The organism is Murimonas intestini (assembly GCF_024622195.1).
Lineage (GTDB): Bacteria > Bacillota > Clostridia > Lachnospirales > Lachnospiraceae > Murimonas > Murimonas intestini.
In genome coordinates, this window is the sequence record NZ_JANKBI010000004.1 from 191,919 (window position 1) to 204,671 (window position 12,753).

At 45.5% G+C, this 12,753-nt stretch carries 11 protein-coding genes; 7 read left to right on the forward strand and 4 right to left on the reverse strand.

The genetic code is table 11. The features are described from left to right. Positions 1-74: 74 nt before the first annotated feature. Entirely contained in the window at positions 75-1,253 is a 1,179-nt protein-coding gene (locus NSB28_RS08710; protein WP_109626529.1) for a DUF5050 domain-containing protein, read from the forward strand. Between the two features lie 50 nt (positions 1,254-1,303). Further along, on the forward strand, positions 1,304-1,759 hold the full coding sequence (locus tag NSB28_RS08715) for a hypothetical protein (protein WP_109626530.1): 456 nt from the start codon (positions 1,304-1,306) through the stop codon (positions 1,757-1,759). 43 nt (positions 1,760-1,802) lie between these two features. Here NSB28_RS08715 and NSB28_RS08720 read toward each other — a convergent pair whose 3' ends face one another. Further along, the gene (locus NSB28_RS08720; RefSeq protein WP_109626531.1) at positions 1,803-2,690 is read right to left on the reverse strand and encodes a helix-turn-helix transcriptional regulator; all 888 of its coding nucleotides are present in this window, start codon (positions 2,688-2,690) and stop codon (positions 1,803-1,805) included. Between the two features lie 180 nt (positions 2,691-2,870). After that, positions 2,871-3,692, reverse strand: a complete 822-nt coding sequence (locus NSB28_RS08725) for an AraC family transcriptional regulator (RefSeq protein WP_257497645.1) — start codon at positions 3,690-3,692, stop codon at positions 2,871-2,873. Positions 3,693-3,786: 94 nt separating this feature from the next. Here NSB28_RS08725 and NSB28_RS08730 point away from each other — a divergent pair, with 94 nt between their 5' ends. The 5 genes from NSB28_RS08730 to NSB28_RS08750 all read left to right on the forward strand — a co-directional run bounded on the left by NSB28_RS08730 (position 3,787) and on the right by NSB28_RS08750 (position 9,745). After that, a complete protein-coding gene (locus NSB28_RS08730) occupies positions 3,787-5,184 on the forward strand; it encodes an ADP-ribosylglycohydrolase family protein (RefSeq protein WP_109626533.1) in 1,398 nt (465 codons plus the stop codon). Positions 5,185-5,255: 71 nt separating this feature from the next. Continuing rightward, entirely contained in the window at positions 5,256-6,491 is a 1,236-nt protein-coding gene (locus NSB28_RS08735; protein WP_109626534.1) for an ABC transporter substrate-binding protein, read from the forward strand. Between the two features lie 68 nt (positions 6,492-6,559). Continuing rightward, positions 6,560-7,438 (forward strand): carbohydrate ABC transporter permease, encoded by an 879-nt coding sequence (locus NSB28_RS08740; RefSeq protein WP_109626535.1) that lies wholly within the window; start codon positions 6,560-6,562, stop codon positions 7,436-7,438. Further along, positions 7,435-8,259 (forward strand): carbohydrate ABC transporter permease, encoded by an 825-nt coding sequence (locus NSB28_RS08745; protein WP_109626536.1) that lies wholly within the window; start codon positions 7,435-7,437, stop codon positions 8,257-8,259. Before NSB28_RS08740 ends, NSB28_RS08745 begins: the two co-directional genes overlap by 4 nt. A gap of 7 nt (positions 8,260-8,266) precedes the next feature. Then, positions 8,267-9,745, forward strand: a complete 1,479-nt coding sequence (locus NSB28_RS08750; RefSeq protein ID WP_109626537.1) for an MGH1-like glycoside hydrolase domain-containing protein — start codon at positions 8,267-8,269, stop codon at positions 9,743-9,745. Between the two features lie 64 nt (positions 9,746-9,809). On the opposite strand, the gene pgmB is transcribed toward NSB28_RS08750, so the two are convergent. Together pgmB and NSB28_RS08760 are read right to left on the reverse strand one after the other, a co-directional pair. After that, on the reverse strand, positions 9,810-10,448 hold the full coding sequence (pgmB, locus tag NSB28_RS08755) for a beta-phosphoglucomutase (RefSeq protein ID WP_109626538.1): 639 nt from the start codon (positions 10,446-10,448) through the stop codon (positions 9,810-9,812). A 9-nt stretch (positions 10,449-10,457) separates the two neighbouring features. Next, positions 10,458-12,746 (reverse strand): glycoside hydrolase family 65 protein, encoded by a 2,289-nt coding sequence (locus tag NSB28_RS08760; protein ID WP_109626539.1) that lies wholly within the window; start codon positions 12,744-12,746, stop codon positions 10,458-10,460. Positions 12,747-12,753: the final 7 nt, after the last annotated feature.

Here is a 12,753-nt window from a genome sequence, read left to right on the forward strand (position 1 = left end):
AAACAGTTATTTTGATTTTTTATATTATGTAGTATATAATGGCCATATAAGGTTTTCATATCAGGAGGTATGTTATGTCCGTTAGAAGTAAGGAAACAAAAGCTACGGGAAGCCGTCTCGTAAACGGCCTCATCATCACGTCAGCTGTGCTCAGCGTTATTATGGTCTGCGTACTTGTAATACTTGTCTTGACTATTATCAAAAAAGATAATACCGGCACCGCACCTGCACAAGAGCTCCAGCCAGCCACAGCGGAAGAACTCCAGCCAGCCAGATTCTCTTCCGGTTCTGTCTATGTAAACCACAACGGCTGGACAAGCATGAGAATGGGCAGCAGCATCACCATTTATCATGAAGGCAGCGAAAAATATAAACTCACAGGCAAAATGGATTACAATCTTCTTGCCGCAGAAGAAGGATTATACTATACAAAAGACCAGGGCTTCTACTATTGTTCTTATGCTGATGGCAGCGAGACGCTGCTTATGGAATACAGCAGCCCAATACATCCTATAGGAATGATTGGTGAGAAGTTCTTTTTCACAAGTGCGCCGGATAATGCAATGCAATTTAGTATACTCCAATATGACTCTATCACGCAGGCCGTTTCAGAACTAGGTCTTCCTGAGCTGTGGGGTGATGTAGAAATGATATTCTGTAATGACCATTTCTACTATATTGGCGGGCGCACAGATGTGAGCACCCGGCCGCTGTACGAAGTAGATATAGAAAAGGGAGAGGCCCGGCAGATCGACCCTGCCTGCGGTTCCGGACTCCTGTCATATGGCAGCAAGGTCTATTACTCTCATGCCGAGCCGGCCGGCAGCATTCCTGATGCTGCCATGTCCCTGACTGAACTTGACACAGAGACAGGCACAAAAAAAGAAATCAGCCGCACTGCCCCCGGCAAAATGAAGACGCCCGTGTTTGCTGACAGCAATTACATTTATCTTCTTTCCTATGGGGCAGAAGAAAGCCGCATTGTACAGCTTAATGTGAAAGATGGGACAGAAACTGCCGTTATTACAGGACCAGGGCTTTCTGTTATAGGTGAATGTGAAAACGGTTTTTATTATTCATCCACTGGCCAGCCGGAAAACACCGTCTTGTTCCAGTTCAATGAATCAGACGGCAGTACAAAAGAGATAGGAACAGTAAAAGGCAGTGTCCTTGGATATGCAGACAATTATGTCTATTACAGCATTTATAACCAGAATACTAAGGCACAGGAATATTATCGCACACGTTTTTAAGCGGCAGCGGCGTGCTTCGCACGATAAGAAATAATTGAGGAGGTGCAGTAATGACAGGAAGAGAAAATCCAAAAGATAATGATCTGTTCTTCACTTGCAGTCTGATAGAATACATTGCCCGAAAGACAAAAAACAGGCGGTCTGACGTGGTAAATGCTCTGGGAAAAGCATCTATAGAAAAAATATATAATCTGGCGGATATTTATCACAGCGATAATATAGAGCGGGTCAGTGATGACTTTATCCAATCCGCCAGAATACAGCATGGTACGTTTGATAATGTGGCCCGTGCAAAATACGCTGTTCCAAGCTATTGGGACATAGGGAAAGTGTACAAACGCCTGATTCTCGGGATAGCAAGTGAGAAGAAAATGGATGTAATTGAAGCATTATTTGCTGCCTACAATTCCTTTATCAGTGACAAGATTGATGATTACAATAGCAGTTTCTATTATGACGCACCGCAGAATATTCTGAACTCATATCTGTATGACACAATTGAGTGAAAAATGGTAAATACACAGACCTGCCAAATAATACGAAAAAAGTTCAGTTACTGTTCCGGTATTCCTGGGGTGACATACCAAAATGCTTTTTAAATAATTTGCTGAAATAAGAGGCGGAAGAATAACCTGTCTGCGCCGCAATCTCTGAGCAAGACAAGCCGCTGCTTTCCAGAAGCATCTTAGCCTGCTGCATCCGGATGCTGTTAAGCATTTCGTTTGGAGTCATCTGGTACGCTTTTTTAAAGCAGCGGATCAGATGGGATGAATGGCAGTTTACTGCCGCCGCCACCTCAGCCAGTGAGATCTCCCGGGCATAGTGGGATTTTAAATACTGCATGGCCAGCGAGGCGATTTCATTGCCGCCTGAGACCTCTTTAGATAAATTCAGCATCATTAACAGCTCTGCAAAAAGAAGCTGGTTCTGCAGAGCGTTATTATTTACAAGCTTTTTTTCCACCATGGCGCTCTGCTGGTATCTGTTAATGGACAGAGACTCCAGGCTTTGAAGAAGACTTATAAATTTTGAAGCATCAGGTTCTGAGAAATGCATCTGTGAGGGGAGCAGCAGCGTCGAGGTGGCTACCCGGTAAAACCTGAATTCCCGGCCAGGCAGCTGTGGATTTCTGGAAATAGTATCTGTATACTCATAAGACTCCGTGCTGTAAAAATGCAGCCAGTGAAAATAGCTGGTAGTCTGGCAGGGTTTATGCCCCCAGTGGGTGCGGTCCGGGTGCAGGATCAGCATATCATTTTTCTTCAGATGATACGAAAAAGGCCCGTCTGTCATAAACAACTCACCCTTTTCCACAAATAACAGATCAAAACATCCAAGGCCGGAACGTCTCCTGTGAAAATCTCCGGGTCTGTATAAAGCATCCCCCGAATAGATAAAGAACGGGTAAGGCGGAGTGGCTATAGTAATATATTCCATAAATGTCACCTCTTATTTGCAAATATTTTTATATACTTTTTCTTATAATTCCACTATATTTCTATATTCCATTATAACAAAACAGTCATATTTTACAACTGATAATGTGGTTTTTGTACAAGTATCTGCTAAATTTAACCATTGTCTTCTGCTGTCGCTCCCTTATAATAATGAGTATATTTAACGGTGTTGTTTCCGGAATTCACGCGGAGACTGATGATGGCACTGCTGAAAAAGCCTGTTAAAAGAAGACAGGGTACCAAACCCCGACAAACCCGCAATTTCCAGAATAGGCAGTTCCGTTGTCGTGAGGTAATTCTCTGACACGGTAATACGCACAGTATCCAGGTAGGACTTTGGAGTCATTCCTGTAGACTGGCGGAACAGCTTAGAAAAATGGCCTGTAGAAAAGCCGCATAGTTCTGCCATCTTGTTTACTGTTATCTCATCTGTATAATGCAGACTGATATAACTAATGGCCGGTGAGATCAGATGAAAATCCTGTGACAGCAATTCCTGATCTCCTTTATTGGACTCCTGGCACCGGCAAAAACCAATAGTCAGAAGCGAAAGGAGATGCTCAATACTTTTCCTGGCAAGAGGTTCATCAGGTCTGTTCAGCTCACTAACCAGCATATTAACACAGGTAACGTATTCTTTATGGTTTGTAAGGACATGTGTTTTGGGCAGTTCAGGCAGATTCCAGTATTCTGGCTGAAAAAAGATGAAAATCCATTCGCTGGGATTGGAATCAGGACTTTGGGCTATGTGAGGCTGGCCCTCGTTGATAAAGGAAACCGTATTTTTATGAAAAGGATAGACCTTGTCACGTATAAAGAAAACACCATTGCCTTTCAGGCAGATACCGATTTCCGCGCAATTATGATAATGGAGATCATTCAAAGAAGTGTGCTTTTGTGTCCATAAGACATAGTAAACAGGAAAATCCTCATTCAAGTTTTCCTGAAAATAAATATAAGAATTTGAGCGTACTTTTTGCATAGTTTTTCTCCTTTTCCGCATAGAATCAGTGAATATATAAGCATTATAATAAATATATCTTCAAAAAACAAGCAATTCAGAAAGGTGGTATCAGATGCCCGGATACGCAAATTGGAAAGTATTATATAAAGAAGAATTCTTTCAGCTTCTACAGGAAGGTTATCAGATTGAGGATGCACTAAGGCCTGACACACACACGGGAGAACAGCTTCCTATCCCTGATGGAAATATCTGCATTTCTGACGGAACTGAGGAAGAATACTGGAAGGAAGCCTACGAAAAGCTGTGGAACCTCCGGCAGAAGGGACTGCGGGCAGGTTACGCCTATCAGGAACCTGAGACCTTTGATGAGATCCAAAAAGTTTTTTCCGCCATTCCACACTGGGAAGCTTTATCACCAGAAGAATACAGTGAAAGAATATCAGGGGCAGTTCACGGACGCTTTGCCGGGGTTGTTTTGGGAAAGCCCCTGGAGATAGGCTGGAACCGCTGTCAGGTCAGGGAGTATCTGGAAAGTGTCGGTCAGTACCCTTTAGATGATTATGTGGAAGGCTACTCCAGAAAACTTAACCTCCACCTGAGAGAGGACTGCATCCCCAGCACCAGGGGACATATTCATTATGTCCAGCCCGATGATGATGTTCACTACACGATCCTGGCATTGCTGCTGGCAGAAAAATACGGATATCAATTTACCAGCGACCAGATAGGACAGATCTGGACAGAAAATATTCCATACCGTTGGTTTTGGTGTTCATCCAGACAGGCTTATTATAATTATATAAATCTGGAAGAAGGACAGGAAAGAGAACAACATTTGCAAGAGATACCGACTAAATGGAATCCCTGGAGAGAATGCCTGGATGGACAAATACGAACTGATCTCTGGGGATATCTGAATCCCGGTGATCCTGTTGGAGCTGCCAAACTGGCTTACAGGGACTGCTCTTTTAGTCTTACAAAAAATGGCATTTATGCAGGCATGTTTATTGCCGGCTGCATAAGCGCTGCACTGACAAAGCAGCCCGGCATAGACCAGATACTCGACAGCGGTCTGGCAGTCATACCGCCAAAGTCGAGAGCAGCAGAGGCTGTACATAATGTAAGGTTATGGTATCAGGAATGCCAGGACTGGATACCTGTCTGTGATAAAATTTATCAGCAATACGCAGAACTGCCGTTTGCAGCGGCCATAAACAATCTGGCAATTGTCGTGCTTGCACTGCTGCACGGCGAACTCGATTACGAAAAAACAATCACGACAGCTGTCATGTGCGGTCTGGATACAGACTGCAATGCCGGAACAGCCGGCAGTATTGTGGGGGCAGCAATTGGAATACAAAATATAGAAGACAAGTGGACAAAACCACTCCAGAATACTGTAAAAACAACAGTTGCATCCTTTGGGGAGGGCAGTATATCAGAGATAGCTGTGAGGATACAGGAAGTATTTAAGAAGAACTGTTTAAAAGAGCAGAAAACTACCGCATAGCTGCGAAAGGGGGGACACCAGTATATTCTCACATTTAACAAATCAAATATAATAAAAGAGGAGGATTTCTTATGTCAAAGAAAACAACAGCAGTATTATTAGCACTCTCAACAGTCTCCTGTACAACAATGTCAGCCGGAATTACCAGCCTTGCAGCTGATGAACCGGTTACGATTTCTTTCGTACAGGCACAGCCAGAATACCAGGAAGCCGCCGGACAGCTTATCCAGGCTTATATGGACGAGCATCCTAATGTGACTATTGAACTTGTCACAGACAGCACAAACCTGAAAACAAACCTTCAGGCGGGCAATATACCTGAAATTTTCTATACAGAAGGCTATAATGTCATGAAGGCGTATACCGATTACATCACAGACCTCTCTGACCAGCCGTGGGTGGAAAGTATTTCTGATGAAGCGCTGGAATGTGTAACACTGGACGGAAAAGTAGTGGGAATGCCTTTTACCATGGCCGGGGAGGGGATCGTCTATAATAAGACCATGTTCCAGGAGAACGGCTGGGAGATACCCACCACCTTCTCTGAGCTGGAAAGCCTCTGCCAGCAGATACAGGACGCGGGAATCACGCCTTTTGCCAATGAATTCGGCGATGCCTGGCTGCTTGGCCAATTGATGAGTGCAGGAGGATATGCATATATCCCGGATACACAGGATTTTACAGACAAGCTGTATGCCGGCGAAGCCACCTTTTCCGATAATGAGCAGATGCAGCGCACCTTTGACGTAATAGACCTGATGCTGAAGTATGGCCTGCCTGATTCCTTAAGCTACGGCTGGAATGAAACCTGCGCTGCCTTCGCCACCGGTGAATGTGCCATGGCTTTTGAGGGAGACTGGATCTGGGATACTGTAAACCCCATCGATCCTGAACTGGACTGCGGCATCTTCGCCCTTCCTATTACTGAAAATCCGGAAGATACGAAAATGATCGTTGACGCCAATATGTGCTGGCATGTGGGAAAAGGTTCACCTCATCCGGAAGCTGCAATTGATTTTATCAATTGGGTGACCACAAGCGATACCGCCAAAGAAATACTCCTGACAGGCTATAAGATCGTTCCATGTTTTAAAGGATGGACCTATGAGGGGAATAATAAACTTTCTGAATCCACCATGGCATATATGGAAAGCGGAATGACCTACAAGTGGTGGTGGCAGAAATGGCCGGACTCCTTCCGTGAAAACGCCGGAAAAGAATACCAGAAATACGTATCAGGTGATTCTTCCAGAGAAGAAGTACTCAGTGCCATCGACCAGCTCTGGACAGAAATGACTGCTGAATAATGTAAGATGCGGGGACTTATGGCTCCTGAAAGTCCCCGCGCTGTTTAAATATACCGGAGGAGACAGGAATGAAAAAGAATAAAAAATACTGGCTGAACTATGGACTGTTCGTAGGTCCGATTCTATGTTCCTTTTTTTTGTTTTATTTACTGCCCATTATCCTGGGGATAGGTTATTCCCTGTATGACTGGAATGGAATCAGCAACGCTAAAAAATTTGTAGGGCTGGACAATTATATCAAGCTGTTCACTGGTGATAAAAATTATTTTGCATCTCTCATTTTCACTTTTAAATATGCTTTTTTCAGTGTCATATTGACAAACCTTCTGGCTATGGCATTTGCGCTCTGGGTGACGGGACGCCTGAAAAGCTCTGTCTGGATGCGCACCTGTTTTTTCCTTCCTAATGTGATCTGCGCTGTAGTTGCAGGCATGCTCTGGAAATTTATACTGAATCAGGCAGTGCCTCAGCTTGGCAAGATAACAGGGATAAGCATCCTGGGCACAAAGCTCCTCGCCTCCCCGCAGACAGCGTGGATCGCCGTCCTGATCGTATCTCTCTGGCAGGGCGCCGGTTATAATATGATCATTTATATTGCAGGGCTTCTGTCTATTGACAAGGGATATTATGAGAGTGCAGCCATAGACGGCGCCGGCAGGATCCAGCGTTTTTTCAAGATCACTCTCCCGCTCATGATGCCTTCAATCACAATCTGCCTGTTTAACACCATTGCAGGCGCCTTCAGGATGTTTGACATGAACCTGTCACTGACAGACGGAGGACCAGGCCGGGCTACACAGGGAATGGCGCTGGATGTGTTTAAAACAGCCTTCAGTGAAAACAGAATGGGCTACGGTTCTGCCAAGGCCATGATACTCTTAATCATTGTCATAGCTGTCACTTTTATACAGACCGGGTTTACCAAGAAAAGGGAGGTGGAGATGTGATTAAAAAAATCGGGCGGTTAGTCCTGGAAATAGTCAGCATTGCACTGGGCCTCCTATATATAATGCCTGTTCTGATGGTTCTGCTGAATATGTTCAAGCCTCTGGGAAAAATCATCGTCAACCCGTTTACGCTTCCTGAAAGCCTGTTTCTTGATAATATCAGCTATGTCATACAGAACATGCACTATTTTACTGTATTAAAAAATACGCTGATCATCGCTGTGGGAGTTGTGCTCATTTCCGTGCTTGTAAGCTCCATGGCAGGATGGATGCTGACCAGGGACAATTCCAGAATGAGCAAGATCATTACGGTCCTGCTGCTTTCTTCCATGCTGGTGCCATTCCAGACTTTTATGATCCCCATTGCCAAGCTGGCTTCGGCTCTGCATATCAATGACACCACCTGGGGATATATGTGGATCCAGATCACGCTGTATGCCCCCATGGGAATTTTCATGTATGAAGGCTTTGCCAAAAATGTGCCCATAAGCCTTGAGGAGGCCGCCAGACTCGACGGGGCCTCTACGGTAAATACTTTTTTCAGGATCGTGTTTCCGCTGATGAAGCCCATAACCTCCAGTATCGCAGTGCTTTACGCCCTGTGGATCTGGAATGACTATGCTCTGGCAAGCATTATGTTATCCAGCCAGTCCAAAAAAACTCTGACCATTGCCATATATTCCTTTTTTTCTATCCATTCGAACCGCTGGGATTATGCGCTCACGGCTCTGGCCTTTTCCATCATCCCCATTGCCGCTCTCTATATTGTAATGCAAAAATATGTTGTGGCCGGTGTTACTGCCGGTGCTGTGAAGGGATAATAAACTCATGAAAGAACTGCAGGAAAAGCTAAAAAATTACGTTGAACAATTTAACAGCCAGGATGAAGAGATCTACAGGCAGGCCATACCAAACGGTGAAGCCCTGGAATGGCTAAGACAGGAGATTCCCCTTCTGGACTGTCCTGACAAAACAATAGAAGAAATCTATTATTTTCGCTGGTGGGTATACCGCAAACATCTAAAAAAAACACCTGAGGGCATGGTAGTGACAGAGTTTCTGCCTCCTGTCCCCTGGGCAGGGGCGTATAATACCATAAACTGTGCCGCCGGATTCCATCTGGAAGAGGGAAGATGGCTGAAAAACGCAAAAACTTATTTAAAAGACTATCTGTTATTCTGGCTGAAGGGCAGCGGAGACCAATTTTCCTACAGCTCCTGGCTCGCGCATGCCGCCTGGCAATACAGTCTGATCACTGGTGATTTTGAAACAGGGACAGGACTTTTGCAGGATTTCATCCGGGATTATAAGGTACGTGAGCAAAATCACATGACAGGATACGGCCTCTGCTGGTCTGATGATGACAGGGACTGCATGGAAATGTCCATAAGCGGAAGCGGCCTGCGTCCCACCTTCAATTCTTACCAGTACGGGGACGCCAAAGCGATCGCCGGATATGCAGAACTGGCCGGACAAAAAGAAATCCAGGACACCTTTGAACAGAAAGCGCTCCTGATCAAAAAAAACGTACAGGACTGCCTCTGGCGGAATGACTTTTTCCGTGTCATACCCATGAACTATCCTGGACAGGAGACATCTGAAAAATCTTTTGGGCCTATTGATAAAGACAGTGACGTCAGAGAGCTCTTAGGATATATACCGTGGTATTTTGGGCTTCCTGACCCTGGCTATGAGAGTGCTTTTAGCCAGCTTCTCACAAAAAACGGATTTGCCGGGAGATTTGGATTTACAACAGCAGAGCGGAGGCATCACAGGTACATGTTTGAAAATGAACATGAGTGCCTCTGGAACGGTCCTGTGTGGCCCTATGCAACTACCCAGACCCTGAAGGCAGCTGCCGTCCTGCTGAAAAATTACCAGCAGGATGTAATCACCATTGAAGACTATTACAGCTGGCTGAAGCTCTATGCCCAGAGCCAGCACCTGAAAAAAGATGACGGCACTGTTCTCCCCTGGATCGACGAGGATATGGATCCTGACACCGGGATATGGACAGCCAGACAGATATTAGAGAAACAGGGCTGGAGGAGAGAAACAGGTGGATATGAGAGGGGCAAAGATTATAACCATTCCATGTTCTGTGACCTCGTCCTCAATGACCTTCTGGGCATCGGACCGGGCAAACATGGGGAGCTTCAAGTGAATCCCCTTATTCCCCGGGATTGGACATATTTCCGAGTAGAAAACCTCTGGTTCCGTGGCAAAAGATACAATATTATCTACGATAAAGACGGGACACATTTTGGCGGGGAAAAGGGGCTGAAAATTTTAAAAAGCACCCCGTAACAAAAAGAAGATGCCTGACCTGCGTTTCCGCAGTGTTTTGGCATCTTCTTATCTTATCATCTACCTATTCAGCTACTTTCTTCAAATCTGCAAATGTTTCCAGATTATAATCTGCCAGCCCGCACTTTACGGCATCACCGATGGCGGCACAGTCCATTTTTCCTGCTATAGCCGCTTCCAGCCCTGCTTTTGCGTCTTCCACCACAAGGCAGTCCTCCGGCTTCTCTCCCACAAAACTGGCGGCTTTTACAAACACCTCAGGATCCGGCTTGGAATTAGTGATATTGTTTCCGTCAGATATTGCATCGAAATAGCCGTCAAGGCCCAGGCGCTCCAGAATGAACCTGGCATTCTTGCTGGATGATCCGATAGCCAGCTTCGCGCCTGCCAAACGCAGGGCATCCAGAGTATCTTTTACCTCAGGGCTCAGGTCCCCGGGAGTCATATTTTTCAGAAGTTCTTTATATATCTCATTTTTTTCTGCGGCATAACGGACTTTCTCTTCTTCACTCATGGTGCCCTCATAGCGCTCCAGAATGATCTCGAAGCTCTCCATCCGGCTGACTCCCCGGAGGCGGTTGTTGATGGCCTCGTCAAAATAGATTCCCAGCTTATCTGCCACGGCTTTCCATGCCTGGTAATGATATTTGTCTGTATGGCAGATCACGCCGTCCAGGTCAAAAATAATAGCTCTGTATTTCATATCTTTATTTTACCTCACTCTCTTTAAGGGCACTTTCACACTGTCTTCCACCAGATACTCTTCTCCGTATACGAAGATGGTTCTTGCATCCCCTTTAACAAGCCTGAAGGTACTTCCGCTCTCATCGATCTCTACCTGGATCTGGCTGCCTTCATATTTGATCTTGAACTTATATCCTGTCCACTGTTTCGGGAGGGAGGGCTCAAAGTAAAGTCCCGTCTCTTTCAGACGCAGTCCTCCGAACCCGTAGACGATGGCCATATAGTTGCCGCCCATATTGGCTGTGTGGATACCGTCTTTTGTATTATGATGAGTGTTGAACAGATCCAGCTTCGCGGAGTCCCCGAAGTACATATAGGCCTTGTCATCCAGACCCAGCTTGCTTGCCACTATGCTGTAGATACATGTGGACAGTGAAGAGTCGTGGGTCGTCACTTTCTCATAGTACTCGAAGGACTTCCTGATCGTCTCTAAAGACTGTGCGTCCTCAAATATGAAATGTGCCAGAACCGTATCTGCCTGCTTGCAGACCTGATAACGGTACAGGTGGAGCGGATGGTAATGCAGCAGAAGCGGAAAATCTTCCTTCGGCGTATTTTCTATATCCCATACCGGCTTGCTGAGGAAAGAATCATCCTGGGGATTTATTCCAAGCTCTTCATCATAAGGAAGATACATGCATTCTTCTGCTTTCTTAAAACCTTCCAGTTCCTCTTCTGTCAGTCCCAGCTTCGCCTTCACCTTATCCAGCATGCCTGCATCCTCCAGAAGTTCATAGAAACGCAGGGCCCAATGCAGGTTGTACTGGGCAGACACATTTGTGAAATAATTATTATTTACCATACACGTATATTCATCAGGGCCTGTCACTGCATTGATCACAAACTTTCCTTTATAAAAGTGCCCCACATCCATCCAGAGCCTGGCTGTCTCAAAGATGATCTCCGCACCCTTTTCGGCTATGAATTCCAGATCCTTTGTGGCAAGGTAATAAGCAGTCACTGAATATGCTATATCACCGTTTATATGATACTGGGCTGTCCCGGAAGGATAATATCCCGAACATTCCTTGCCCATGATAGTCCTCCAGGGATACAGCGCCCCCTTCTTATGGCCCAGGATCTTTGCATTATCTCTTGCAGCATCCAGGATAGAATAACGGTAGGCAATCAGATTTTTTGCTATTTTCGGGTTAGTGAGAGTGAAGAATGGCTGCATATACATTTCTGTATCCCAGAAATAATGCCCTTCATATCCCTCGCCGCTCAGTCCTTTTGCAGCAATATTGCAGTGCTCATCTTTACCCACTGACTGTACCAGCTGATACAGGTTATAGCGCACAGCAAGGCTTAAATCGTCATCCCCTTCTATCTCCAGAGAAGACTGGTTCCAGAACTTGTCCAGATATTCCTTCTGCGCCTGATACCAGTAACTCATAGGACGCTCCAGAGCCTCTTCCAGTTCCTTCTTAGCAGCCTCCATCACATCTTTATGACGAATACTGTCCACAAACACAGAATATTTTGTAAGAGTTATGCATTCTCCCTTTTCCATATATGTGGATAACCTGCAGACTGCCCTGTGCCCTGCCACAAAACACTCTTCTTTTGCTTCTTTAGAAAGCACATTTTTCACGGCAGTGCACACAGTAAGCCCTGATTTTGATGTATCTGTCACAAGACATGATACCCCTCCTTCCAGAGCTGCCCTGACAGGCACCAGGTGGTTGAAGCTTTCCCCCGCTACCCTGGGGTCATCAGGATTACAGTAGTTTTTCACATCCCCGATATGGGTGGAGGTCAGCAGCACATTTCCTTCAAAGTTCAGCGCTTCCACTGTATACTCAATTGTAAATAATGTCAGTTTTTCAAATGAGGTCATCCTCTTGACTGTGATACGCATTTCTCTGCCTTTAGGAGAACGCCATGTGACTTCACGGCCAGTATATCCGCCCTCCATATCCAGATATCTTCTGCTGGAGAGCACTTCTCCTTCAAACATGGAGAACTCCTCACCATCTGCAGACAGGTAGATTCCCTGTGTGTCTGCCACATTCAGCATGGTCTGCTTCTCTTCCACAAACCCGAAGAGCTTCTCCGCCTGCTTCATTTCCGCAATGTCATAAAAACCATTGATATACTCACCGCGGATAGAGTCATACCCCTGAGGATATCCTTCCTCGAAATTCGACCGCACGCCGATATATCCGTTAGCGTTATGGAATACTGTTTCATTCAGAACAAGCGCATCATTATCAAGGCTCAGGCCTTCCACTTCATAAACAAATTTCGTTGCCATAGGTCTC

Bases quoted from the DNA above. Each gene is read 5' to 3' on its own strand.
- NSB28_RS08720 (WP_109626531.1), bottom strand. From the start codon at position 2,690: ATGGAATATATTACTATAGCCACTCCGCCTTACCCGTTCTTTATCTAT.
- NSB28_RS08725 (WP_257497645.1), bottom strand. From the start codon at position 3,692: ATGCAAAAAGTACGCTCAAATTCTTATATTTATTTTCAGGAAAACTTG.
- NSB28_RS08715 (WP_109626530.1), top strand. From the start codon at position 1,304: ATGACAGGAAGAGAAAATCCAAAAGATAATGATCTGTTCTTCACTTGC.
- NSB28_RS08730 (WP_109626533.1), top strand. From the start codon at position 3,787: ATGCCCGGATACGCAAATTGGAAAGTATTATATAAAGAAGAATTCTTT.
- NSB28_RS08740 (WP_109626535.1), top strand. From the start codon at position 6,560: ATGAAAAAGAATAAAAAATACTGGCTGAACTATGGACTGTTCGTAGGT.
- NSB28_RS08710 (WP_109626529.1), top strand. From the start codon at position 75: ATGTCCGTTAGAAGTAAGGAAACAAAAGCTACGGGAAGCCGTCTCGTA.
- NSB28_RS08750 (WP_109626537.1), top strand. From the start codon at position 8,267: ATGAAAGAACTGCAGGAAAAGCTAAAAAATTACGTTGAACAATTTAAC.
- NSB28_RS08735 (WP_109626534.1), top strand. From the start codon at position 5,256: ATGTCAAAGAAAACAACAGCAGTATTATTAGCACTCTCAACAGTCTCC.
- pgmB (WP_109626538.1), bottom strand. From the start codon at position 10,448: ATGAAATACAGAGCTATTATTTTTGACCTGGACGGCGTGATCTGCCAT.
- NSB28_RS08760 (WP_109626539.1), bottom strand. From the start codon at position 12,746: ATGGCAACGAAATTTGTTTATGAAGTGGAAGGCCTGAGCCTTGATAAT.